Source organism: Streptomyces sp. NPDC101165, assembly GCF_044768135.1.
Classification (GTDB): domain Bacteria; phylum Actinomycetota; class Actinomycetes; order Streptomycetales; family Streptomycetaceae; genus Streptomyces.
The window spans coordinates 456426-481069 of record NZ_JBIWPG010000002.1 but is presented as its reverse complement, the minus strand read 5'-3'; the positions used below and the strand labels follow the sequence as shown (position 1 = coordinate 481069).

20 protein-coding genes are annotated in these 24644 nt (G+C 73.4%); 17 read left to right on the top strand and 3 right to left on the bottom strand.

The features are described from left to right. Nucleotides 1-77 precede the first annotated feature (77 nt). The 6 genes from ACIRVH_RS05645 to ACIRVH_RS05620 are packed head-to-tail and all read left to right on the top strand — an operon-like array spanning nt 78 to nt 9449. Entirely contained in the window at nt 78-1280 is a 1203-nt protein-coding gene (locus tag ACIRVH_RS05645) for a nucleotide disphospho-sugar-binding domain-containing protein (protein ID WP_403948454.1), read from the top strand. Continuing rightward, nucleotides 1277-4423 carry an amino acid adenylation domain-containing protein gene (locus tag ACIRVH_RS05640; RefSeq protein WP_403948453.1) on the top strand — a complete coding sequence of 1049 codons (3147 nt, stop codon included), beginning with the start codon at nt 1277-1279 and terminating at the stop codon, nt 4421-4423. Before ACIRVH_RS05645 ends, ACIRVH_RS05640 begins: the two co-directional genes overlap by 4 nt. Beyond that, the gene (locus tag ACIRVH_RS05635) at nt 4411-5577 is read left to right on the top strand and encodes a nucleotide disphospho-sugar-binding domain-containing protein (protein WP_403948449.1); all 1167 of its coding nucleotides are present in this window, start codon (nt 4411-4413) and stop codon (nt 5575-5577) included. The genes ACIRVH_RS05640 and ACIRVH_RS05635 overlap by 13 nt, the downstream gene beginning before the upstream one ends. After that, nucleotides 5565-6734, top strand: coding sequence for a nucleotide disphospho-sugar-binding domain-containing protein (locus tag ACIRVH_RS05630; protein ID WP_403948447.1), 1170 nt, complete (start codon nt 5565-5567; stop codon nt 6732-6734). The genes ACIRVH_RS05635 and ACIRVH_RS05630 overlap by 13 nt, the downstream gene beginning before the upstream one ends. Continuing rightward, nucleotides 6731-8392, top strand: coding sequence for an MFS transporter (locus tag ACIRVH_RS05625; RefSeq protein WP_403948445.1), 1662 nt, complete (start codon nt 6731-6733; stop codon nt 8390-8392). Before ACIRVH_RS05630 ends, ACIRVH_RS05625 begins: the two co-directional genes overlap by 4 nt. Beyond that, nucleotides 8280-9449 (top strand): nucleotide disphospho-sugar-binding domain-containing protein, encoded by a 1170-nt coding sequence (locus ACIRVH_RS05620; RefSeq protein ID WP_403948444.1) that lies wholly within the window; start codon nt 8280-8282, stop codon nt 9447-9449. Before ACIRVH_RS05625 ends, ACIRVH_RS05620 begins: the two co-directional genes overlap by 113 nt. A gap of 235 nt (nt 9450-9684) precedes the next feature. Here the strand turns inward: ACIRVH_RS05620 and ACIRVH_RS05615 are convergent, their stop codons facing one another. Continuing rightward, nucleotides 9685-9945 carry an acyl carrier protein gene (locus tag ACIRVH_RS05615; RefSeq protein WP_403948442.1) on the bottom strand — a complete coding sequence of 87 codons (261 nt, stop codon included), beginning with the start codon at nt 9943-9945 and terminating at the stop codon, nt 9685-9687. Continuing rightward, nucleotides 9942-11480, bottom strand: coding sequence for an AMP-binding protein (locus ACIRVH_RS05610; RefSeq protein WP_403948440.1), 1539 nt, complete (start codon nt 11478-11480; stop codon nt 9942-9944). Before ACIRVH_RS05610 ends, ACIRVH_RS05615 begins: the two co-directional genes overlap by 4 nt. Before the next feature lie 223 nt (nt 11481-11703). Here ACIRVH_RS05610 and ACIRVH_RS05605 point away from each other — a divergent pair, with 223 nt between their 5' ends. From ACIRVH_RS05605 to ACIRVH_RS05585, 5 genes are read left to right on the top strand one after another with little or no spacing between them, the layout of a single operon-like run. After that, on the top strand, nt 11704-12843 hold the full coding sequence (locus ACIRVH_RS05605) for a MupA/Atu3671 family FMN-dependent luciferase-like monooxygenase (protein ID WP_403948438.1): 1140 nt from the start codon (nt 11704-11706) through the stop codon (nt 12841-12843). A 17-nt stretch (nt 12844-12860) separates the two neighbouring features. Next, nucleotides 12861-13397, top strand: a complete 537-nt coding sequence (ssuE, locus tag ACIRVH_RS05600) for an NADPH-dependent FMN reductase (protein WP_020939983.1) — start codon at nt 12861-12863, stop codon at nt 13395-13397. Between the two features lie 39 nt (nt 13398-13436). Further along, on the top strand, nt 13437-14504 hold the full coding sequence (locus ACIRVH_RS05595) for a glucose-1-phosphate thymidylyltransferase (RefSeq protein WP_403948436.1): 1068 nt from the start codon (nt 13437-13439) through the stop codon (nt 14502-14504). Next, on the top strand, nt 14501-15493 hold the full coding sequence (rfbB, locus tag ACIRVH_RS05590) for a dTDP-glucose 4,6-dehydratase (protein ID WP_403948434.1): 993 nt from the start codon (nt 14501-14503) through the stop codon (nt 15491-15493). The genes ACIRVH_RS05595 and rfbB overlap by 4 nt, the downstream gene beginning before the upstream one ends. Continuing rightward, on the top strand, nt 15490-17034 hold the full coding sequence (locus tag ACIRVH_RS05585) for an FAD-dependent oxidoreductase (protein ID WP_403948433.1): 1545 nt from the start codon (nt 15490-15492) through the stop codon (nt 17032-17034). The genes rfbB and ACIRVH_RS05585 overlap by 4 nt, the downstream gene beginning before the upstream one ends. Nucleotides 17035-17128: 94 nt before the next feature. Here ACIRVH_RS05585 and ACIRVH_RS05580 read toward each other — a convergent pair whose 3' ends face one another. Further along, nucleotides 17129-17743, bottom strand: coding sequence for a dTDP-4-dehydrorhamnose 3,5-epimerase family protein (locus ACIRVH_RS05580; protein WP_319149794.1), 615 nt, complete (start codon nt 17741-17743; stop codon nt 17129-17131). Nucleotides 17744-17865: 122 nt separating this feature from the next. Here ACIRVH_RS05580 and ACIRVH_RS05575 point away from each other — a divergent pair, with 122 nt between their 5' ends. The 6 genes from ACIRVH_RS05575 to ACIRVH_RS05550 all read left to right on the top strand — a co-directional run bounded on the left by ACIRVH_RS05575 (nt 17866) and on the right by ACIRVH_RS05550 (nt 24569). Continuing rightward, nucleotides 17866-18813, top strand: coding sequence for an NAD-dependent epimerase/dehydratase family protein (locus ACIRVH_RS05575; RefSeq protein ID WP_403948431.1), 948 nt, complete (start codon nt 17866-17868; stop codon nt 18811-18813). A 38-nt stretch (nt 18814-18851) separates the two neighbouring features. Further along, on the top strand, nt 18852-20153 hold the full coding sequence (gene rfbH, locus ACIRVH_RS05570; protein ID WP_403948429.1) for a lipopolysaccharide biosynthesis protein RfbH: 1302 nt from the start codon (nt 18852-18854) through the stop codon (nt 20151-20153). A gap of 81 nt (nt 20154-20234) precedes the next feature. Then, complete coding sequence (locus ACIRVH_RS05565; protein WP_403948427.1) at nt 20235-21728, top strand: NDP-hexose 2,3-dehydratase family protein; 1494 nt, start codon at nt 20235-20237, stop codon at nt 21726-21728. Beyond that, nucleotides 21721-22698: a Gfo/Idh/MocA family protein gene (locus ACIRVH_RS05560; protein WP_403948426.1), complete on the top strand. Its 978-nt coding sequence runs from the start codon at nt 21721-21723 to the stop codon at nt 22696-22698. Before ACIRVH_RS05565 ends, ACIRVH_RS05560 begins: the two co-directional genes overlap by 8 nt. A gap of 79 nt (nt 22699-22777) precedes the next feature. Then, nucleotides 22778-24340, top strand: a complete 1563-nt coding sequence (locus ACIRVH_RS05555; RefSeq protein WP_403948424.1) for an acyl-CoA carboxylase subunit beta — start codon at nt 22778-22780, stop codon at nt 24338-24340. A 34-nt stretch (nt 24341-24374) separates the two neighbouring features. Next, nucleotides 24375-24569, top strand: a complete 195-nt coding sequence (locus ACIRVH_RS05550; RefSeq protein WP_403948422.1) for an acyl-CoA carboxylase epsilon subunit — start codon at nt 24375-24377, stop codon at nt 24567-24569. Nucleotides 24570-24644 lie beyond the last annotated feature (75 nt).

Below are 24644 nucleotides of genomic sequence, written 5' to 3'. Positions count from 1 at the left end.
GCGCGCGAGCCGCATTCGAGTGACCCGCCGCACCCTTGCCCTGCCACTGACCGGACGCGATGGAGTGAGGCAACTGGATGCGCGTGTTGTTCGTGGGTCACGGCCCGGCCCACATCCCCTGGATCATCCCGCTCGCCTGGGCCTCCCGGCTCGCCGGGCACGACGTACGGGTGGCGGTGCGGCCGCAGTGCGTGGCACCGGTCACCCGGGCCGGGCTGGTCGCCGTGCCCGTCGGGGACGAGGCCGCGGCCGGCGCCGTGGCCGCGCGCCGGCTGCCCCTGGGCCCGGGCCGGCTGCGGCCGGCTGACCGGACGGCCGGCGCCCTGGACGCCGACGTCGCCGACACCCTCGTCGAGAAGATGATCGCGGTCGCCGACACGCTCACCGACGACCTGGTCGCCTTCGCCCGCTTCTGGCAGCCCGACATCGTCGTCCACGACACCGCCGCCGCCGCGGGCCTGGTGGCCGCCGCGGCCGTCAAGGTCCCGGCCGTCGGCCACACCTGGGGCGTCTCGCTCGGCGTGCACTGCGAGAACGACGCCGACCTGCGGCCCTCGTACGCGCGGCTCTTCGAGCGGTTCGGCGTCGACCCGGTGGTCGGCCCGTCCGTCTGGATCGACCCGTGCCCGCCGGGTCTGCGTCCGCCGCACCCCGTGCGCCGGGCCGACATGCGCTACGTGCCGTTCGCCGGGCCGGCCGCGCTCCCGCCGTGGCTGCGCACCGGGCGGGACTCCGACCGGCCGCTGGTGTGCGTCACCGGCGGGGTCACCACCACCGCTCTCGACGAGGTCCGCGACCATGTCGTCGCCGGGCTGCGCGAGCTGGGCGCGGACGTGGTCCTCGCCCTCACCGCGGCCCAGGCGGAGAGCCTGCCCGAACTCCCGGACGGAGTGCGGGCCGTCGAGTCCTTCCCGCTGGACGTGCTGCTCGCCCACTGCGACGCGCTGGTGCACCACGGTGGTGTCGGCAGCGGGCTGATCGCCGTCACGCACGGCCTGCCGCAGCTGCTGCTCCCGCAGAACGCCTTCCAGGAGCACTGGTCCCATCTCGTCAGCGCCTCCGGCGCCGGCACCGCGCTGCCCGCCGACGCCGGCGAGGGCGCGGTCGGCACGGCCCTGCGGGGCCTGCTGGCCCGCCCCTCCTACCGGCAGCGGGCCCACGCGCTGCGGGCCGAGATCGACGCGATGCCCACCCCCGACCGGCTCGTGGGCTTCCTCGAGGAGTGCGCGAGAGCCGGTCACACCGACGTCCCCACTCCCGCGGAGGCAGGAAGACGATGACCGTGCAACTCCTCGCGCCCGCCGTGCAAGCCGAGGCGCCCCGGTTCACGCGGGGCGCGACCATGCACGCCCTGTTCCAGGACGCGGCCCGCCGCTTCCCGGAGGCGACCGCGCTCGTCCACGGCCCGGCCCGGGTGTCGTACCGCGAACTGGACGCGGCCTCGGACACCCTGGCGGCGCTCCTGCAGGAACAAGGGGTGCGGCCCGGCGACCTGGTGCCGGTGCTGCTGGAGCGCGGCACCCGGCTGATCGCGGTCCTGGTCGCGCTGTTCAAGTGCGGGGCCGCCTACTCCGTCCTGGACCTCCGCTGGCCGGCCGAGCGCCTGCGCACGCAGATCGGCCAGCTCGACGCGCCGCTGCTCGTCACGACCGGGACCGGTGCCTGGCCGGTGCCGGCGTGGGTGCCGCCCGCCGAGGACCTGACGGTCACCGCAGCGCGCGGGCTGCGTCCGGCGCCGGTGGCGGTGAGCGGCGGCGACCCGTGCGCGGTGTTCTTCACCTCGGGCACGAGCGGCGCGCCCAAGGGCGTGGTCTCCACCCACGAGAACGCGGTGCGCCTCTTCGACGAGCACACCTTCGCCGAGCTGGGCCCCGGCACCGTGATGCCGCAGACCGCGCCGCCGACCTGGGACGGCTTCACCCTGGACTGCTGGAGCATGCTGCTCACCGGCGGTACGACGGTGCTGCTCGACGAGCCGGTGCTGGTGCCACGCGCCCTGCGCGCGCTCATCGCCGAGGACGGCGTGAACGCGGCGTTCATGACGACCCAGCTGTTCAACATGCTGGTCACGACCGACGTGGGCGCGTTCGCGGGCATGAAGTGGCTGGCCGTCGGCGGCGAGCGGGCCGCCCCCACCCGCATCCGCCGCTTCCTGGCCGAGCACCCCGGCATCCGGCTGCTCAACGTGTACGGTCCCGTCGAGTGCGGGGCGATCGTCACCGCGCACGACATCCGCCCCGAGGACTGCGACGACCCCGCCGGGATCCCGCTGGGCCGCGAACTCGCCCACACCGACATCGTGGTGCTCGACGGCGACCGGGTCTGCGCCTCCGGGGAGACGGGCGAGCTGTGCCTCGGCGGCCCCGGCCTGGCCCGCGGCTACCTCGGCCGGCCGGAGCTGACCGAGGCGGTCTTCGCCACCGTCGGGGGCCGGCGCGTCTACCGCACGGGCGACCTGGGCCACCGCACCGCCGAGGGCGTCCTGCACTACACGGGGCGCGGCGACCGGCAGATCAAGGTTCGCGGGCACCGGATCGAACCCGCCGAGGTCGAGCGGACCGTCGAGCGGGTCCCCACGGTCACCGGGGCGGCGGTCGTGCCACTGCCGAAGCCGGACGGCTCGTACCACGGCCTCGCCCTCTTCTACACGCGCGCCGACGACCGCGGCACCGGCCCCGAGGAGCTGCGCGAGCGGCTGGCCTCGCTGCTCCCGGAGTACCTGGTCCCCCGCCAAGTCCACCTGCTGGACCGCTTCCCGCTGCTCGCCAACGGCAAGCTCGACCGGCGCGAACTCGCCGCGCGGGCCCGCACGGAGCGGCCGGCCGGACCGGGCTACGGCGGGCCGGCGCTCGACGGTACGGCGGGCACGGTCGCCGAGGCGTTCCGGACGGTGCTGGGCACCGGTCCCGTGCCGGAGCACGCGTCGTTCTTCGAACTCGGCGGCAGCTCGCTGGACGCTGCCCGGCTGTGCCAGCACCTGGACGACACGCTGGGCGCGGCCGTGCAGCTCTCGCAGCTCTTCCGCACGCCGACGGTGCGGGGCCTCGCGGACTGGCTGGACTCCGCCCCGCGTGCGGGCGAGCCGTCGGGCACCGGCCCCGAGGCGACTCCGGGCGAGGTCGTCCTGCCACCGCAGCAGGCCGGCTTCCTGTGGGCCGGCGCCCACGACAGCACCGGTATCGGCGGGCTGTGCCGGCTGACCTGGTGGCTGTCGGGCCCGGTCGACCTCGCCGCCCTGGAACTGGCCGCCGGCGACGTGCAGCTGCGCCACCAGTCGCTGCACGCCCGGTACGTGCTGCGCGAGCAGACGGCGCTGGCCGTGCTGCCCGAGCGGCCCGCGCCGGCCGAGTTCCTGCGCCTCCCGGACGCCGACTGCGAGACGGCGGCGGTCGAGCGGTGGCTGGCCGCGGTGTTCACCCCGCTGGCCGTGGGCGAGGGCCGGGTGTGGCGGTGCGCGGCACTGCGCAGCCGGGACACCGGCCGCACCCTCTTCGGTCTGGTCGCCCACCACGTCGCCTTCGACGGCGCGTCCGAGACGGTCCTCGCCGCCGACCTCGCATTCGCCTACGCGGCGCGCGCCGAGGGCCGCGCGCCGCGCTTCCCGGCCCCCGCGGCGAGCCTGGCCCAGGTGGCCGCCGACCACCGGCGCGCTCTGTCCCGTGCCGATCTGACCGCGCAGCGCGCCTTCTGGGAGGAGCTGCTGGACGAGCCGGAGCCGCTGCGGCTGCCCGGCCGGACCGGGAGCACCCGGTCGGCGGGCCCCAAGCACGGCCGCTCCCTGCACCTGCGGGGCGAGGAGCTCGCCCGCTGGGACGCCCGGGCCCGGGCCCTCGGCACCACCCGTTTCGCCCTGCTCGCATCGCTGTTCGGTGTCGTGCTGCGCGAGCTGAGCGGGCAGCACGACATCATGGTCAAGGTCCCCGTGGCCCGGCGCGGCAGCGGTGTGCTCGCGACGGCGGTGACCTGCCGCGTCGACCTGGTGTACCTGCGCTTTCGGCCGCCGGGCGCGGCGGACACGGCGGCGCACACGGACGCCCTGGCGAGCGCCGTGGCGAGCACCGACGCGTCGCTGGCCGCCATGGAGCTCGGCGGAGCGGCCCTGGACCACATCCTGGTGTGGTCCGGCGGCAGCGAGGCACTGCCCTCCATACCCACCTTCCTGATGCAGGACGACCCGGCCCCGGCGCTCGAACTCCCGGGCTGCACAGCCGAGTTGCTGCGCATCGACAGTCCCGTCATGTCCACCGAGCTGGAGCTCGACGTGCGCCTGCGCGGCAGCGGCGCGGACGTGACCGCCACGGTCCGCACCGACCGGCTGCCCGCGGAGCTCGCGGACGCCGTCGTGACCGCCTACGCCGAGGCGGTACGGCGCGGACCGACCGAGCTGCCCGCCGACCCCGAGGACCCCTCATGCGCGTACTGATCCTGAGCACCCCCGAATCCACCCACTTCACGACGATGGTCCCGCTGGCCTGGGCGCTGCGCGGGGCCGGGCACGAGGTGCTGGTCGCCGGCCAGCCGGACATCGTCCCGGCGGCCCGGTCGGCCGGGCTGTCCACGGTCACCGTCGGCCGCGCGTTCCACGCCAAGGACCTGCTGAGCCCGCCGCTGCCGCCGGACCGGCGCCCCATCGAGGTGGCGGGTCCGACGACGCCGAAGATGATCGCCATCGGCTCCAAGGTGTGGGTGCTGCACGCCCGTTACCTGTTCCCGCGCTACCTGGAGGTGGCCCGGCAGTTCCGGCCCGACCTGGTGGTGTCGGAGCAGATGGACTACGCGGCCCTGCTGGTGGGCGGAGTCCTGCGGATCCCGGTCGTCTCGCACCGCTGGGGCGTCGACCCGCTGAGCCCGCTGATGCGGGAGACCGCGGTCGACTTCCTGCAGGGCACCTGCGACCGCAACGGCATCGAGGGCGGGCTTCCGCTGCCGGACGTCGTCCTCGACCCGGCACCGCCGGAGCTGCTCTACCCGGGCACGCCGGCGGCGACCCCGATCCGTCACGTCCCGTTCAACGGCACCGGGGCCGTCCCCGCGTGGCTGCGGCGGCCCGGCGACAAGCCGCGGGTCGTCGTCTCCATGGGCCGGCAGACGATCGCGCTGGGCGGGATCCCGCTGTTCCGCACGGTGATCGAGGCGTTCGGCCGGCTCCCGCACCTCGAGGGCGTGTTCACCGTCCAGGACGAGTACCTGGACGCGCTGGGCCCCGCTCCCGCCAACGTGCGGCTGATCTCACCGGCGCCGCTGAGCGGGTTCCTCGGCAGCTGCGCGGCGATCGTGCACCACGGCGGCGCCAACACCCTGATGACGGCCACCGGGGCCGGCAGCCCGCAGCTGGTGCTGCCGCAGCTCGCCGACCAGTTCGCCGGCGGCGAGCTGCTCGCCGCCACCGACGCCGCCATCTCGCTCGGCACCGCCGACGAGCAGAACGACCCGGCGACCGTCGCCGATGCCCTCGACCACCTCCTCGGCGCCGAGCGCCACGCGAAGGGCGCCGCCGAACTCGCGCGCTCCGTCGCCGCCATGCCGAGCCCCGCCGCCGTCGTCCGCGACCTGGAGAACCTGCGATGCGCGTCCTAGTCATCAGCACCCCCGTCGACACCCACTTCCTGCCGATGCTGCCCCTGATCCGGGCGCTCGCCGACGCCGGGCACGAGATCCTGGTGACCGGCCAGCCCGACGTCACCGACGCCGCCGAGGCGGCCGGGCTGGCCATGGTCACCTTCGGGGAGGCCTTCCACTCCGAGGACCTGCGCGGCGGCAGGCGGCCCGCCGGCAAGCGCCCCATCGAGGTGTCCGGGCGCCCGGACCGGCAGCAGATCGGCGGGGTCGCCCAGGTGTGGCGCAACCACGTCCCGTACTTCCTGCCGGACTACCTGGAGGTGGCCCGCGAGTGGCGGGCCGACCTGGTGCTGTCCGAGCACATGGAGTTCGCCGGGTCGATCATCGGCGCGGTCCTCGGCATCCCCAGCGTGCAGCACCGCTGGGGCGTCAACCCGACCTCCCCGGTCATGCTCGGCTTCGTCCGCCTCTACCAGGAACCGGTCTGCGCGCGGGTCGGCCTGGACTCCGTACCGGTGCCCGACCTGCTGCTCGACCCGGCGCCGCCGTCCCTCGCGGACCGCGAGGCACCGGCCGCCGACCCGATCCGCCCCGTCCCCCACACGGAGCCGGGCGGCCCCTGGACGTACCGCACCCCGCCGGGCCGTCGGGTGGCCGTCGCGCTGGGCGGGCACACCCTGGACCTCGGCGGCGCGAGCCTGCTGCGGCGGGTGGTGGACGTGCTGGGCCGGGTGGACGGCGTCGAGGCGGTGGTGTCCGCGGCGCCCCGGCACCGCGAGGCGGTCGGCGCCCTGCCGGACGGGATGACGTACACCGAACTCACCGCGCCCGGCTCGCTGTTCCCGGAGGCCGACCTGGTGGTGCACCACGGTGGCGCCGGCTCCACGCTGGGCGCCGCCGCCCTCGGTGTTCCGCAGCTGGTGCTGCCGCAGCTCGGCGACGCCTTCGTGGCCGGCGACCGGATCGCGGGCGCGGGCGCCGGTCTGACGCTGGACTCGGCGGCGCTCCAGAACGACCCGGCCCGGCTGGCCGACGCCGTACGGGCGCTGCTCGAGGAGCCCGCCCACCGCGTGGACGCGGCCGCCGTGCGCGCCGAGACCGACGCCATGCCGGCACCTGCCGACGTCGCCGTACGGCTGGAGCGGCTGGCGGCCCGGCAGGGGGTGCCGGCATGACCGTGGAGGCGCCCGTGGCGCGGGCGGAGAAGCCGGCGAAGAAGCCCAACCCGCACGGCATGACCGACGTCCAGGTGCTGGTGTTCATCGTGTGCGCGATGGCGACCATGACGCTGGCCCTGCTCGACGGCTCCATCGTCTCCTCCGCCGTCCTGCCGATCGTGCGCGACCTCGACCCGGCCCACGGCATCGACCGCTTCCCCTGGCTGATCACGTCCTATCTGCTCGCCGCGACCGCCGCCCAGCCGCTGTACGGCAGGCTGAGCGACAGCTACGGGCCGCGCCGGATCTATCTCACGGCGCTGGCCACGTTCCTGGCCGGTTCCGCGCTGTGCGCGAGCGCGCAGTCGCTGACCCAGCTGATCTTCTTCCGTGCCGTGCAGGGGCTCGGCGGCGGCGGCCTGATGAGCATGACGCTGATCGTGATCGCCACGCTGTACCCGCCCAAGACCCGCGCGGGGCGCTCGAACACGGGCGGCGCGCTGATCGCGGCGGGCATCGTCGCGGGCCCCGCGATCGGCGGCCCGCTCAGCCAGGAGCTGTCCTGGCGGTGGATCTTCCTGCTCAACGTGCCGCTCGCCGGGCTCGCGCTCGCCGGCATCACCTGGGCGCTGCGGCTGAACGTGCGGGGGACCCGGCAGCCGGTCGACTTCTTCGGTTCGGTCCTGGTCGCCTCCGCCACCTGCGCGCTGCTGCTCGGCGTCAAGACCTACGGCGAGCAGCACTCGTTCTCGGGCTCGGTGGTGCCGTACTTCTACGGCGGCCTGATGATGTTCGTGTTCTTCGCGGTCCGCCAGCTGAAGGCGGCGGACCCGCTGATGCCGCTGACCCTGTTCAGAGACCGGGTCTTCCGGCCCGCCGCGATCCTGCAGTTCGTGGGCGGGTTCGCGCTGCTGTCCCTGCCGGTGTTCCTCATCAACTACCTGAACATCGTACGGGGGGTGGACCTCGACGCCGTCGGGCTGCACCTGATCCCGCTCGCCGTCGGCGTGGTCCTGGTCTTCGTCGTCTGGGGCCGGGTCATCGCCCGCACCGGACGCTGCCGGCCCGTCCTGATCGGCACCACGGCGACGGCGGTCGCCGCGACCGCCGGGCTCGCCCTGACCGTGGCCGACGCTCCCCTGTGGCAGCTGGACGTGCTGCTGGTGCTGCTCGGCGCCGGCCTCGGCGGGGTCACCCAGATCGCCCTGTTCATGACCCAGTCGGCGGCCGACCCCGAGCAGCTCGGCGTGGTCACCACCACCTCGCGGTTCGCCACCATGCTGGGGACCACGATCGGCGGCAGCGTGCTCGGCGCGGTCCTGAGCGCCCGGTTCGCCTCGTCCGCCAAGGCGTCCGGGATCACCGACCCCGATGCCGCCGCGGCCCGCCTCGCCGGGCTCCCGCCCGCCGTCCGGCACCTGGTGCGGGCCGCCTTCGCCCACGCCACCGGCACGGTCCTGCTGACCGCCGCCGGACTGCTGCTGCTCGCCCTGATCACCGCACTGCTGATGGGCGAGGTCAACGTCGACGAACTCAACGAAGCCGCCGAGGAGGCGCGAGAAGATGCGCGTACTGATGCTGAGCACCCCCTTTCCGACCCACTTCACCCCGCTGGTCGCGCTGGCCTGGGCGCTGAAGGGGGCGGGCCACGAGGTGACGGTGGCCGCCCAGCCTGACGTTACCGACGCGGCCCGTGCGGCGGGGATCACGGCCGTCGACATCGGGGACCGGTTCCACGGCCTGGACGTCCTCCAGCGCCATCTGCCGCCCGGGGTGCGCCCGCTGGAGCTGATGGGGCCGACCCCGCCGGAGAAGATGGCGGGCACCACCAAGCTGTGGGAGACCCACGCCCGGTATCTGCTGGGCTCCTACCTGGAGTTCGCCCGCGATTGGCGTCCCGACCTGGTCGTCTCCGAGCAGCTGGAGCTGGCGGGGCCGGTCGTCGCCGCGGTGCTCGGGGTGCCGTCGGTGCAGGTGCGCTGGGGCGTCGACCCGCTCAGCGGCCCGTCCCGCGCCTCCGCCCGCAACTTCCTGCACGGCTCCTGCGTCCGGCTCGGCCTCGACGGTCTGCCCGACCCCGACCTGCTCCTCGACCCGTGCCCGCCGGCCCTGCACCATCCGACCGCCCCGCCGGGCAGCCCCCTCGGCCACGTCCCCTACAACGGCGTGGGCACCGTGCCCGAGTGGCTGCGCGTCCCGGCGCCGGAGGGAGTGCGCCGGGTGGCGGTCTGCCTGGGCAACCAGACGCTGGTGCTCAACGGCAGCGGGTTGTTCCGCACGATCATCGAGTCGTTCGAGGGGCTCACCGACGTGCAGGCGGTCGTCACCGCCGCCCCCGAGTACCACGAGGGCTTCGGCCGGCTCCCGGACAACGTGCGGGTGGTCGAGCCGGTGCCGCTCAACCTCTTCCTGCGGGACTGCGACGCGCTGATCCACCATGGCGGCGCCAACACCACCATGACCGGTTGCCACTTCGGACTGCCGCAGGTCGTCCTGCCGCAGCTCGTCGACCAGTTCGCGTCGGCCGAGCTGCTCGCCGCGGCGGGCGCCGCCCGGGTGCTCGGCGAGGCGGAGCCGCAGAACGACCCGGCGCTGGTCCGGGCCGCCGTCACGGACGTCCTCACCGACGACCGGTACCGGAAGAGCGCGCGGGAGCTGCGCGACGACATGGCCGCGATGCCGAGCCCGGCGGAGATCGTGGCCGACCTGGAGCGGCTGGCCGCCGGCGCCTGACCGGCACGACGAGAAGGGCCCCGACCGGATCTTCCGGTCGGGGCCCTTTCGGTTCGGTCGGGGATCAGCCGCGGTTCTTCTTCAGGGCGTCACTCACGAACTTGGCGGCGAGGATCAGCGCGACGGTGACACCGAGGCCGATGAAGAGGTGCGTCATGGTGTTTCTCCTTGTGTGAGGTGTTGGGATGTGAGGGGTCGGGAGGTTGAGAGGTGGGACGTCGTGCGGTCAGGCGGTTCAGCGGGCGACGGCGGCACGCTGGGCGCAGAGCACGCCCCACAGGGCCGCCGGGGTGGCGAAGGTCGCGGCGGTGAGGGTCTCCTCCGGGAACTCCACGCCGTAGGTGTCCTCCAGGCGGACCAGGAGCTCGATGGTCGCCATCGAGTCGAGACCGGCCTCCTTGAGGTCGCGGGCCGGGTCGATCGGGTCCTGGCCGGCCAGCCGCGGCAGGACGGAGCGCAGCAGCTGCTCGAAGTCGTGGTCCGGGATCGTCGTCATGATGTCTGCTCCTTGGGGGCGTGGGCGTTCTGCTCGCGGCGCAGCCGCTGCTTGTCGGTCTTGCCGTTCGGGGTGAGGGGCAGCTCGTCGACCGGGTGGCAGGCGGCGGGGACCTTGGCGGCCTCCAGCCGCTCGCCGAGCTGCGCGAGCACGGCGTCAGGGGTCAGCTCCGTGACGGCGTACAGGGTGAGGTCGTGGCCGTCGGCCGGGGCGAGCGCCGCGGCGGCGGTGACGCCGGGGATGTCCAGGGCGGCTGTCTCGATCTCGAGGGTGCCCATGCGGACGCCCTTGCGCTTGAACAGGTCGTCCCGGCGGCCCTCGAAGTAGAGGTGGCCGTCCGCGTCCAGGTGGCCGTAGTCGCCGGTGTGCAGGGTGATCTCGCCGGTGACCGGGTCGGGGCGGAAGCGCAGCACGGTCTGCTCGGGAGCGCGCCAGTAGCCGGCCATGATGTGCGGGCCGCGTACGGCGATCTCGCCGACGGTGCCGGGCGGCAGCGGGGTGCCGTCGTCGTCGACGACCAGCACCTCGGTGCCGTCCAGGGCGCGGCCGACCGAGCCGGGCCTGGCCAGGTCGCCGTCCGGTTCGAGGACGGTGATCCGCTTGCACTCGGTGGTGCCGAACATCGGCGACACCCGGGCGTGCGGGAAGGCGGCGCGCAGCCGGGCGATGACGGGCGCGGTCAGGGCCGCGCCGGTGTTGGTGAACAGCCGCACCGGGGGCGCCGCCCGGCGGTCGCGGCGGGAGAGGGTCAGCAGCATCTCGGCGAGCGACGGCACGAGCGGTACGACAGTCACACCGTGCTCGTGCAGGGTGCCCAGCAGCCGTACGTGGCGGTCGGGTTCGGTCAGCACCAGCTGGGCGCCCGCGAGCACCGAGAGGAAGATCTGGTAGAGCCCGTAGTCGAACGACAGCGGCACGGCGGCGAGGACGACGTCGTCCTCCCGGTAGTCCAGCCGGGCCTGGATGGCACGGGCCGCGAAGACGATCGGGGCGTGCGGGCTCGCCACGGCCTTGGGGGCCGAGGTGGAGCCGGAGGTGTAGATCAGCAGGCCGAGGTCGTCGGGGCGCACGGGGGCGGTGTCCTCGGCGGCGACGGCGCGCAGTCGCTCCTCGGCGCCGGCCCGGGCCTCGGCGAGCGACACGACCGGGCGGTCCGTCAGCTCCCGCAGGACGGAGGCGTCGTCGCCCTCCTGCGCGACCAGCAGGACGGGGTCGCAGTCCGGCACCACGGTGTTCAGGTGGAAGCGCTTCATCGCCGGGTTGACCGGGACGAAGACGATCCCGCGGCGCAGCGCGCCGAAGAGCAGGGCGGTGAACTCGCGGACGTTGCCGACCCGGGCCAGCACCCGGTCACCGCGGCGCACGCCCCGGTCCTCGGTGAGCCAGTCGGCGTACGCCCGTGACCAGGCGTCGAGTTCGGCGTAGGTCCAGGCCCCCGAGGCGTCCCGCACGGCGGGGGCGTCGGGCCGGGCGGCGACCGCCGCGGCGAGCAGGCCGTCGACGGTGTCGGCGGCCACCAGTGTCTGAGTCGTCATTCGGCAACCTCTTGGGGCGATCGGGTCCGTCGGAGCGGAAGTCGGTCCCGGCCAGCGTCACCGCCCCCGCTCGACCTCCGGTGGAGCCGCTCTCGCACCGCGGCGGCCTGCCCGCGCTCAAGTCCGCTGCGAGGAGCCGGTCCGATGGTGACCGCGGCAGCAAGCCCCATGAAGACGACGACCCCGCCGCGACGACGTCCGACGGGGAAGGAGGCAGCACAGGATGAACGCGGAATCCCGGCAGTCCGGCGGCTCCGGCGGCGCAGCACCCGGCGGTCGCCCGCTGGACCTCGGCGTCTTCTTCTTCGCCGCGGTCGGCGACCGGTCCGAGGACACCTACCGGCTGATGCTGGACGCGGCGCGCCGCGCCGACGAGCTCGGCTTCGGCTTCGTGTCGACGCCCGAGCGCCATTTCCACCGCTTCGGCGGCGCCTTCCCGAACCCGGCCGTCACCTCGGCCGCCATCGCCGCCACGACCCGGCGGATCCACATCCGGGCGGGCAGCGTGGTCACCCCGCTGCACCCGGCGTCGCGGATCGTCGAGGACTTCGCCGTGGTGGACGGCATCTCCGGCGGCCGGGTGGGGATCTCGGTGGGGTCCGGCTGGAACGTCAACGACTTCGTCATCGCGCCCGGGAAGTACGAGACGCGGCGCGAGCAGATGGTCAAGGACGTGACGGACATCCGCGAGGCCTGGCGCACCGGCCGCTGGAGCGGCACCACCCCGCTCGGCGACGAGGCCTCGCTGCCGCTGTACCCGCGCCCGGTGCAGCGGGAACTGCCGGTGTGGATCACCGCGTCCCGCAGCGAGGGCACCTTCGTCCAGGCGGGCCGGCTCGGCTGCAACATCCTCACCCACCTGGAGAACCAGAACGTCGAGTCGCTGGCCGACAAGGTCGCCCTGTACCGCGCGGCCCGCGCCGAGGCCGGTCTCCCGGGCCCCGGCACGGTCACCGTGATGATGCACACCTACGTGGCCGAGACGTCCGGGCAGGCCCGCGAGATCGGCGGCGGGGCCCTGCGCGACTACCTGCTGTCCGCCATCGACCTGGAGGCCGGCGCCGTCCAGGCGGGCGGCCGGATGAGCGGCGACAAGGAGGGCCGGGACGTGCTGTCCGCGGCCCGCGCCCAGCGGAAGCTGGCCGAGCTGGGCGTCAACCGCTACCTGTCCGGCAACTCCCTGATCGGCTCGGTCGAGGAGTGCATCGAGACGGCCCGCCGGGTGCGCGCCGCCGGCGTCGACGAGATCGCCTGCCTGGTGGACTTCGTGCCGGACGCGGAGCAGGTGCTCGGCTCGCTGGAGCTGCTCGACGCCGTACGCCGTGACGCCGCGCGGGCCGCCGAGCTCGTGGCGGCCCGCTGACTTCAGGAGGTCCCCCCGTGCCGACGATCCTCGCCGTGTCCGGCAGCCCGTCGCCCGTCTCGCTCACCCACCGGGTGCTCACCCGCGCCGCCGAACGGCTCGGCGCACGCGGTCACCTGGTCGACGTGCTCGCCGTACGCACCCTGCCGGCCGCCGAACTCCTGGCCGCCGACACCTCTCACCCGGGCGTCGCCGCCGCCGCGCGGCGGTTCGCCGAGGCCGACGCGGTGGTCCTCGCGACACCCGTGTACAAGGCCGGGTACTCCGGCCTGCTGAAGGCCTACCTGGACCTGCTGCCCCAGTTCGCCCTGGACGGCAAGGTCGTTCTGCCGCTGGCCACCGGCGGCTCCCTCGCCCATGTACTCGCCCTCGACTACGGCCTGCGCCCCGTCCTGATGTCGATGAAGCCGGCCGCCGTCGCCGAGAGCTTCTTCGTGCACGCCGAGCGGGCCGAGGCCATGGGCGACCTGCTCGACTCCGCCACCGACCGGTTCGCGGAACTCGTGGAAGCCCTGCACCGACCCGCCCGCCGTCTGGCGCCGGCGGCCGCCTGACCCATGACTGTCACACCGAACTCCACGGAAGAGGCCCCCATGAAGGCTCTTGTGCTGGCCGGCGGAACGGGATCCCGGCTGCGCCCGTTCAGCTACTCCATGCCCAAACAGCTCATCCCGATCGCCAACAAGCCGGTCCTGGAGCACGTCCTGGACAACATCCGCGACATCGGCGTCACCGAGATCGGCATCATCGTCGGCAACCACGCCACCGAGATCGCGGACGCGCTCGGCGACGGCTCCCGCCTGGGTGTGCGCATCACGTACATCCCGCAGGACCGCCCGGCCGGTCTCGCGCAGACCGTGCAGCTGGCCCGCGGGTTCCTCGGCGACGACGACTTCGTGATGTACCTCGGCGACAACATGCTGCCCGAGGGCATCGAGGAGGCGGCCGCCGAGTTCCGCGCCCTGCGCCCCGCCGCCCAGGTCCTGGTCGCGCAGGTCGAGGACCCGCGCGCCTTCGGGGTCGCCGAGGTCGACGCGGACGGCGTGGTGGAGCGGCTGGTGGAGAAGCCCCCGGTCCCGCGCTCCAACCTGGCGCTGATCGGCGTGTACTTCTTCACCCCGGCCGTGCACGAGGCCGTCGACTCGATCGAGCCGAGCGCCCGGGGCGAGCTGGAGATCACCGACGCCATCCAGTGGCTGGTGACCGACGGCCGGACCGTGCGGGCCCAGGAGTACGCCGGCTACTGGAAGGACACCGGCCGGGTCGAGGACGTCCTGGAGTGCAACCGGATGCTCCTGGACGGTGTGACGCGCCGGGTCGAGGGCGAGACCGACGAGGACACGGTGCTGATCGGCAACGTCGTCCTGGAGCCCGGGGCCCGGGTCGTCCGCTCGTTCGTGGTAGGCCCGGTGGTGATCGGCGCGGGCACCCTCCTGGAGGACAGCCACGTCGGCCCGTACACCTCGATCGGCCGGGACTGCGTCCTGACCGACGCCCATCTGGACCACTCCATCGCGCTGGACGGCGCCTCGGTCTCCGGCGTGCGCGGGCTGCGCGGCTCGCTGCTGGGCCGGTCCGCCGCCGTCACCGGCGCCCGACTGGAAGAGCGCCACCACCGCCTGGTGGTCGGCGACCACACCCGCGTGGAGGTCGCGGCATGAGCAAGAAGATCCTGGTCACTGGCGGTGCGGGCTTCATCGGTTCGCACTACGTCCGCACGCTTCTGGACGGCGGTTACGAGGGCTACGAGGACGCCGAGGTCACCGTCCTCGACAAGCTGACCTACGCCGGCAACCGTGACAACCTGCCCGCCGCCCACCCGCGGCTGACGTTCGTCGAGGGTGACATCTGCGATCTGCCGGCGTTGCTGGACCTGTTCGCGGGCCACGACGCGGTGGTGCACTTCGCGGCCGAGTCGCACGTGGACCGCTCGCTGGAGTCGGCCGCGGAGTTCGTCGCCACCAACGTGGGCGGCACGCAGAACGTCATGGAGGCGGCCCTGCGCACGGGCGTGGAGCGGGTCGTGCACGTCTCCACCGACGAGGTGTACGGCACCATCGACGAGGGCTCCTGGACGGAGGAGTGGCCGCTGCTGCCCAACTCCCCCTACGCGGCGTCCAAGGCCGGCTCCGACCTGATCGCCCGCGCCTACTGGCGCACCCACGGCCTGAACGTCTCGGTCACCCGCTGCTCCAACAACTACGGGCCGTACCAGCACCCGGAGAAGCTGATCCCGCGCTTCGTCACCAACCTGCTGGAGGGCGAGACGGTCCCGCTGTACGGCGAGGGCGCCAACATCCGCGAGTGGCTGCACGTCGACGACCACTGCCGGGCGATCCAGCTGGTGCTGACCCGGGGCCGGGCCGGCGAGATCTACAACGTGGGCGGCGGCAACGAGCAGACGAACCGGCAGATCACCGAGCGGCTGCTCGAACTGACGGGCAACGACTGGTCCCGGGTGGTGCGGGTCGCCGACCGTAAGGGCCACGACCTGCGCTACTCGCTCGACGAGTCCAAGATCCGCGAGGAGCTGGGCTACGCGCCCCGCGTCACCTTCGAGGAGGGCCTCGCCGCCACGGTCGACTGGTACCGGGACAACCCCGGCTGGTGGAAGGCGGTCAAGCACGGCGCCGGGGAGGACCGGCGATGACGGGGACCGCCCCCGAGGTGCTCGTGGTCGGTGCCGGCCCGGTCGGGCTGAGCGCCGCCCACGAGCTGGCCCGGCAGGGGGTGCGGGTCCGCCTGGTGGACGCGGCGCCCGGCCCGGCCACCACCAGCAGGGCGCTGGCCACGCACGCCCGCACCCTGGAGACGTACGACCAGATGGGCGTCCTGGACGACCTGCTGCCGCGTGGCCAGCGCGTCGAGCACTTCACGCTGCACCAGAACGGCCGCCGGCTGATCCGCTTCGACACGGACTACAGCCGACTGCCGACCCGCTTCCCGTTCACGCTGATGGTCGACCAGGTGATCACCGAGGAGGTGCTGCGCGACGCGGCGGCCCGGCACGGTGTCACCGTCGAGTGGGGGGTGCGGCTCGACCGCTTCGAGGATCTGGGGGAGGACGGCGTACGCGCCCACCTCACCGGCCCCGACGGCCGCGCCGAGACCGTCACCGCCGGCTGGCTGGTCGGCGCCGACGGCGGCCACAGCACCATCCGCAAGCAGCTCGGCCTGAAGCTGGAGGGCGAGTCGAGCGAGACCTGGCTGATCGCGGACGCGGTCGTCGACTGCGACCTGCCGAGGGACAGCATCCACTGGATGCGCACCCCTCGTGGCACGGTGATGATGGTGCCGTTCCCCGACGAGGGCAAGTGGCGCCTGCTCGACACCGCGGAGACGTCGTACGGCGGGGACGACCGGATGGTCGCGGACCGCTTCGCCGCGAAGATCGCCGCCGGCACCGGGAAGCCCGCCCGGGTCGAACTGCCCGGCTGGGTGTCGGTCTTCACGATCCAGCAGCGCATGATCCCGCAGATGCGCGTGGGCCGGGTGCTGCTCGCGGGCGACGCCGCGCACGTCCACAGCCCCGCCTCCGGGCAGGGGATGAACACCGGGGTCCAGGACGCGGTGAACTTCTCCTGGAAGCTGGCGGCGGTCCTGCGCGGCGAGGCGAAGGACTCGCTCCTCGACTCCTACGGCGCCGAACGGGTGCCGGTCGGGGCGGAGCTGCTGCGCACCACCAAGGTCGCCACCCTGCTGGTCCAGCTGCGCAGCCGCAAGGCGGCGGTGTTCCTGCGCACCGCCTTCACCGTGCTGCGCAACATCCCGCCCCTCAAGGGCCGGATCCAGCGCAAGATCATGGGTGGTATGTCGGCCCTCGGCCTCGGCTACGGCGCCGGTCCCCTCACCCTCCGGGACCCGTCCGCCCGGCCGGTCCGGCCCGGCGACCGGCTCGCCCGGGTCGACGCGGCCCGCGCCGGCGGCTCGCCGGAGTGGCAGCGGGTGCTGGCCGAACTGCGCCGTCCGGAATGGCTGCTGCTCACCCACGGCTCCGCTACGGAGGGGCAGCCGCGCGCCCTGTGCCTGTCCGACCCGTCGGTCGCCGCCGACCTCGGTCTGCGCGCGGGCGACTGGCTGCTGGTCCGCCCCGACGGCTACGTGGCCGCCCGCGGGAACGCCGGGCAGTCCCCGTCGGCGGCCCTGGCGTCGCTGGGCATCCGGCTGGAGACGTTCACCCGGGCCGCCTGACCGGCGCACACAGGGCCGAGGCCCGCCTCCGACGCATCGGGGCGGGCCTCGGCCCTGTGTGGTGTGTGCGGGAGCGCGCGGGGCGCACGGCGCCCTACGCGGCCTGCCGCCCCTGCTTCCCGTACAGCTCCAGGCACTGCTTGTACGACGGCAGCATGCCGAGCGCCGCGGCCTCGGCGACGGTCACCGCGTTCGCGTCCTTCTCCGAGAGCAGCGGCTCCCCGGTGAGCCACTTGGCCCACGGCAGGCCCAGCTCCGGGTCGAGCGCCCGCAGGTCGAGCTGCGTGCCCGGCACGTACTCCGTGGAGCAGAGGTAGCTGATGCACGTGTCGTCGGTGAGCGCGACGAAGCCGTGCGCCAGGCCCTCCGCCACGAACACCGCCCGTCCGCTGCGGGCGTCCAGCACGGTGCAGTCGTACCTCCCGAAGGTGGGCGAGCCCACCCGCACGTCGACCACCACGTCGAGCAGCACCCCGCGCACACAGCTGACCAGCTTGGCCTGCCCCGGCGGGATGGCCACGCCGTGCAGCCCGCGGATCGTGTTGCGGGCGGACGCGGAGTAGTTGACCTGCCGGGGCAGGAAGGAGTGTCCGGTCTCGGCTTCGAGCCGGTCGTACCGGTAGGACTCGTGGAAGCTGCCGCGCGGGTCCGGCAGCAGCCTCGGCATGATGCGGTACGCGTCCGGCACAGCGGTCTCTTCGATCCTCATGCCGCGGCACGGTAGGGGTCCCTACTCGATTCTCGGTGGCGCCGGGGGCGACGGGTCCAGCCGTGCCCTAGCGGGACCCGCCACAGTGCCGCCCTCCACTGACGACTGGGAAGGCGGGGACGGTGTCGGCGATCGATCGACGGTCACAGGACGGGCGCGCGGTACTGGTGCTGGGCGCCTCGGGGTTCGTGGGCGGGCACGTGTGCCGCGCCTTCGCGGCGGCGGGCTGGCGGGTGGCGGGGGTGGCCCGTACGGCCCGGTCCACGGCCACCCCGTACGAGATCCACGAGCTCGACCTGGTGCGGGCCGAGCCCGCCCGTATCGCGGAGCTGGTCCGGCGCCACCGCGCCGACGTGGTGGTGAACGCGGCCGGCGCGGTCTGGGGCGTCACCGAGGACGAGATGGACCTGGGCAACCGGGACCTGGTGCGGCGCCTGGTCGAGGCCGGGCCGCCCCGGCTGATCCAGCTGGGCTCGGTGCACGAGTACGGTCCGGTGTCGCGCACCGCGATCACCGAGACCACCCCGACGGCGCCCGTCACCCCGTACGGGCGGTCGAAACTGGCCGGGGCGCGGGCGCTGCTCGCCTCCGGCGCCGACGGGCTCGTACTGCGCGTGTCGAACGTGTCGGGCCCCGGCACCTCCCCGCTCAGCCTGCTCGGGATGGTCGCCGCGCACCTGGCGTCCAGGTCCGCCGAGCCCCTGCGGCTCGCGCCGCTGCTCGCCCACCGCGACTTCGTGGACGTGCGGGACGTCGCCGACGCGGTGGTGCGCGCCGCGGCGTCCGAGGTGACCGGACGGGTCGTCAACATCGGTGGCGGACAGGCGGTTTCGGTGCGTGACCTGGTCGGCCGCATAGCCGCGGCGGACGGTCGTGGCGTCCGGATCGTGGAGGCTCCCGTCGCGGGCGGCCGGCCCCCGGAGGCCGAGTGGCAGCGCATGGACGTCACCCTCGCCCGCACCCTGCTCGGCTGGCGGCCCCGCACCGACCTCGACGAGTCGCTGCACGACCTGTTGTCCAGTGCCGTTCAAGCAGCGGCGCCCACGATGTCCGCATCGGCCCACCGCTGACGGCCACGTGCCGGACTCTCCAGGGAGGCAGGACCAAGATGAGTGACACGAAGGCACGAATACTGAGTCAGGTGCGCGACTACCACCTGGAGAAGGAGTCGTCGCAGGTCTTCCGTCCCGGCGTCGACGAGATCTGGCCGTCCGGCGCGGTGCTCGGCCCCGAGGACCGGGTCGCCCTCGTGGAGGCGGCCCTCGACATGAAGATCGCGGCCGGCACCCACTCCCGCCGGTTCGAGTCGCGCTTCGCCCGCTACATGAAGCATCGCAAGGCCCATCTGGTGAACTCCGGCTCGTCGGCGAACCTGCTCGCCCTGTCGGCCCTCACCTCGCCGCATCTGGAGGACCGCCGGCTCCGGCCCGGCGACGAGGTCGTCACGGTCGCCGCGGGCTTCCCCACGACCGTCAACCCGATCATCCAGAACGGCCTCGTGCCCGTCTTCGTCGACGTCGAGCTGAAGACGTACAACACCACGGCCGAGCGCATCAAGGCCGCGGTCGGTCCGAAGACCCGCGCCATCATGATCGCGCACGCGCTCGGCAACCCCTTCGAGGTCGCCGACGTCGCGCGCATCGCCGAGGAGAACAACCTCTTCCTCATCGAGGACAACTGCGACGCCGTCGGCTCCCTGCACGACGGTCGGCTCACCGGCACCTTCGGTGACCTGACGACCGTCAGCTTCTACCCGGCGCACCACCTCACCATGGGCGAGGGCGGCTGTGTGCTCACCTCGAACCTCGCGCTCGCCCGGATCGTCGAGTCGATGCGGGACTGGGGCCGCGACTGCTGGTGCGAGCCCGGCGAGAACAACCGCTGCTTCAAGCGGTTCGAGTACCAGCTGGGCAGCCTGCCGGCCGGGTACGACCACAAGTACATCTACTCGCACGTGGGCTACAACCTGAAGGCCACCGACCTGCAGGCCGCACTCGGGCTGACCCAGCTGGCCAAGGTCGACGCGTTCACCGCCGCCCGCCGTCACAACTGGAGCCGGCTGCGCGAGGGCCTGGACGGCGCCCCGCACCTGATCCTGCCGGAGGCCACGCTGAACAGCGAGCCCAGCTGGTTCGGGTTCGTGATCACGGTCGCCCCCGACGCGCCGTTCACCCGCAAGGAGCTGGTGGACTTCCTGGAGTCCCGCAAGATCGGCACCCGCAACCTGTTCGCGGGCAACCTCACCCGGCAGCCCGCCTACCAGGACGTGCCGCACCGGGTGGTCGGCGACCTCACCAACTCGGACATCATCACCGAGCAGACCTTCTGGATCGGCGTCTATCCCGGACTCACCGACGAGATGACCGACTACATGGTCGCGTCCGTCCGTGAGTTCCTCGCCGGCCGGTGACTCACGGAGCCGTCCGCTCCCGCACCCGCCGACCCTCCGCGTTGCACCGCCCTTCACGTCCTTGACAAGGAGAGACCGTACATGTCGTCGATACTCAGGGAGTTGACGCGCCCGCCGTCCGTGGTCCAGCCTCGCGAGCCGGCCTCGGTGGCCGACCGGATCGCGGCGTCCGCGGCGGCCACGGCGGGGCACATGACCACCGGCGCCTTCCACGACTGGTTCGCCGGCCGCGGGAAGGCGGGCCGCTTCAGCGTCGAACGCATCCCCTTCTCGAAGCTGCGCGGCTGGTCCTTCGAGCCGGACACCGGCAACCTGGTGCACGCGAGCGGCCGCTTCTTCAGCGTCGAGGGCCTGCACGTCACCGCCGACGACGGCCCGCACCGGGAGTGGTACCAGCCGATCATCAAGCAGCCCGAGGTCGGCATCCTGGGCATCCTGGTCAAGGAGTTCGACGGCGTCCTGCACTTCCTGATGCAGGCCAAGATGGAGCCGGGCAACCGCAACCTGCTCCAGCTCTCCCCCACCGTGCAGGCCACCCGCAGCAACTACACCAAGGTCCACAAGGGCACGGACGTCAAGTACATCCAGTACTTCACCGGTCCCGAGCGCGGCCGGATCCTCGCCGACGTGCTGCAGTCCGAGCACGGCTCGTGGTTCTTCCACAAGAGCAACCGCAACATGATCGTCGAGGTGGACGGCGACGTCCCGCTCGACGAGGACTTCTGCTGGCTCACCCTCGGGCAGCTCAACGAGCTGCTGCACCACGACAACCTGGTCAACATGGACTCGCGGACGGTGCTGGCCTGCCTGCCGGCGTACCGTCCCGAGCTGCCCGCCGAAGACGGCTTCACGCACGCCCTCGCCCGCTCCCGCGACCCGGAGGCCGGCGCGCTGCTCACCGACGTGGACCTGCTGTCCTGGTTCACCTCCGAGCGTTCCCGCTACGACGTCCGGGCCGAGCGCATTCCGCTCGCCGAGGTGCCCGGCTGGACCCGCGACGAGGCCCGCATCGGCAAGGACGACGGCCGCTGGTTCGACGTGGTCGCCGTCGAGGTGCAGGCCGGCAACCGCGAGGTCACCAGCTGGACCCAGCCGCTGATCGAGCCGTCCAGCCGGGGCATCGCCGCCTTCCTCACCCGCTCCTTCGGCGGCGTCCTGCACGTCCTGGCCAACGCGAAGGTCGAGGGCGGCTTCCTCGACACCGTGGAGCTCGCGCCGACCGTGCAGGCCTCGCCGGACAACTTCGCGGGGATCCCGGTCCGGCCGCCCTTCCTCGACCTGGTGCTCTCCGCCGCCCCGGACCGCATCCGCTACGACGCCGTCCACTCCGAGGAGGGCGGCCGCTTCCTCTACGCCGAGAACCGCTACCTGGTCATCGAGGCGGACGAGTCCGAGGCGCCGATGCTGCCGCCCGCCGGCTACCAGTGGGTGACGGTCGGCCAGCTCTCCGAACTGGTCAAGCACGGCCACTACGTCAACGTGCAGGCCAGGACCCTGCTCGCCTGCCTGAACGCGATGTCCGCGACCGCGGACGCCGCCGGCCCCGACTTCCTGGAAACCCGATCACATGGCTGAACGTCCGCTGCGCGTCGCCGTCCTCGGCACCGCGGACATCGCCCGCCGCCGTGTCCTGCCCGCCCTCTCGGCGGATCCGAACGTGGAGCTGACCGCCGTGGCGAGCCGGAGCGGCGAGCGGGCACGGGAGGTGGCGGGCCACTACGGCTGCGCGGCGGTCACGTCGTACGAGGCGGTCCTGGACCGGCCCGACGTGGACGCCGTCTACGTCCCGCTGCCCGTCTCCCTGCACGCCGAGTGGGCGCACCGCGCGCTCGCCGCGGGCAAGCACGTCCTCGCGGAGAAGCCGCTCACCGCGCACGCGCACACCACCGCCGAACTCCTCGGGCTGGCCCGCGCATCGGGGCTGGCCCTGATGGAGAACGTCATGTTCGTCCACCATCCGCAGCACGCGGTGGTGCGCGAACTCGTCGCCGCCGGGACGATCGGTGAACTCCGCGCGTTCAGCGCGGAGTTCGCTGTTCCGCCGCTGCCGGCCGGCAACATCCGCCACCGGCCCGAACTCGGCGGCGGGGCCCTGCTCGACATCGGCTACTACCCGGTCCGGGCCGCCCTGCACTTCCTCGGCACCGGCCTCGACGTGGTCGGTGCGGCTCTGGAGCACTCGGCCGGCTCGGCGGTGGAGACGTCCGGCGCGGTCCTCGTGCGGACCCCGAAGGGCGTGCTCGGACAGCTCGCCTTCGGCATGGAACACGCGTACCGGTCGGCGTACGAACTCTGGGGCAGCGAAGGCCGGATCCGCGTCGAGAGCGCGTTCACCCCGCCCGCCGGCCACAGCCCGACGGTGTGGGTGACGGACGGGGCCGGCTCGCGCGAGCTGACCCTCGCACCGCACGACCAGGTGGCCGCGGCCGTGCGGGCGTTCGTCGAGGCCGCCCGCTCCGGCGGGGTCGGCGACGCCGCCGCGGCGGAGTGCCTGGAGCAGGCCACGCTCCTGGACGCGGTACGGACGCGGGCGGCACGGCAATGACCTGGTTCGCGACCTCGGCCCGGGCCCCGGCCCGGGCCTTCGCCCCGGCCGGGGCGGACACAGGAGGGACGGAGGAGATATGAGTACGACGGTGACCACCGCCGCGAGGGTGGCCGAGCTGCACGGGATCCGTGCGCAGGCTGTGGCGGGCCCCGGCGAGAAGGCAACCGAGGCGCAGCACGCCAAGGGGAAGCTGACGGCGCGGGAGCGGATCGAGCTGCTCCTGGACCCGGGGTCCTTCCAGGAGGTCGAGCAGCTGCGCCGGCACCGGGCGACCGGTTTCGGTCTGGAGGCCAAGAAGCCGTACACCGACGGTGTCGTCACCGGCTGGGGCACGGTCGAGGGCCGAACGGTCTTCGTGTACGCGCACGACTTCCGGATCTTCGGCGGCGCGCTGGGCGAGGCCCACGCCACCAAGATCCACAAGATCATGGACATGGCCATCGCGGCCGGGGCCCCGCTGGTCTCCCTCAACGACGGCGCCGGCGCCCGCATCCAGGAGGGCGTCTCGGCGCTCGCCGGCTACGGCGGCATCTTCCAGCGCAACACCAGGGCCTCCGGGGTCATCCCGCAGATCTCGGTGATGCTCGGCCCCTGCGCGGGCGGCGCCGCCTACAGCCCCGCCCTCACCGACTTCGTCTTCATGGTCCGCGAGACCTCGCAGATGTTCATCACCGGCCCCGACGTCGTCAAGGCCGTCACCGGCGAGGAGATCACCCAGAACGGCCTCGGCGGCGCCGACGTCCACGCCGAGACCTCCGGCGTCTGCCACTTCGCCTACGACGACGAAGAGACCTGCATCGCCGAAGTCCGCTACCTCCTCTCGACGCTGCCCCAGAACAACCGTGAGGCCCCTCCGGTCGCCGCGACCGGCGACCCGGCCGAACGGCGCACCGAGTCCCTGCTCGACCTGGTCCCGGCGGACGGCAACCGGCCCTACGACATGCGCCGTGTGATCGAGGAGATCGTCGACAACGGCGAGTACCTGGAGATCCACGAGCGGTGGTCGGCCAACGTGCTGTGCGCACTGGCCCGCCTCGACGGCCATGTCGTCGGCCTGGTCGCGAACCAGCCCCAGTCCCTCGCCGGAGTGCTGGACATCGGGGCGAGCGAGAAGGCGGCCCGCTTCGTGCAGTTCTGCGACGCCTTCAACATCCCGCTGATCACGCTGGTCGACGTCCCGGGCTTCCTCCCCGGCGTCGACCAGGAGCACGGCGGCATCATCCGCCACGGCGCCAAGCTCCTCTACGCCTACTGCAACGCGACCGTGCCCCGCATCTCGCTGATCCTGCGCAAGGCCTACGGCGGTGCCTACATCGTCATGGACTCCCAGTCGATCGGCGCCGACCTGACGCTGGCGTGGCCGACGAACGAGATCGCGGTCATGGGCGCAGAGGGCGCGGCCAACGTCATCTTCCGCCGCGACATCGCCGCCTCGGCCACCCCGGAAGCGGTCCGCGATCAGAAGATCAAGGAATACCGCTCGGAGCTGATGCACCCGTACTACGCGGCCGAACGCGGTCTGGTCGACGACGTCATCGACCCCGCCGAGACCCGTGCGGTGCTCGCCTCCGCCCTGGCGATGCTCCGCACCAAACACGCCGACCTGCCCGCCCGCAAGCACGGCAACCAGCCCCAGTGAGGCACACCCCGCAGCCCCTCGCGAAGGAGACCGTATGTCACCCTCCCCGTCCGACGAACCGCTGTTCCGCGTGGTCCGCGGCACCGCCGACGAGTCCGAACTCGCCGCCCTCGCCGTCGTCCTCCTCGCCCTGAACTCCCCCGAGCCGATGCCCGCCCCGGTCACGCCGCTCGCGGCCTGGCGCCGCCCGGCCTACACCCATCCGATCAGCTGGAGGGAAGCCGCGTGACCCACCCGGCCGATCCGGCACGGGACCCGGGTCCCGTGCCGGATCGGCCGGGTGGGTCACGCGGCTTCCCTCCAG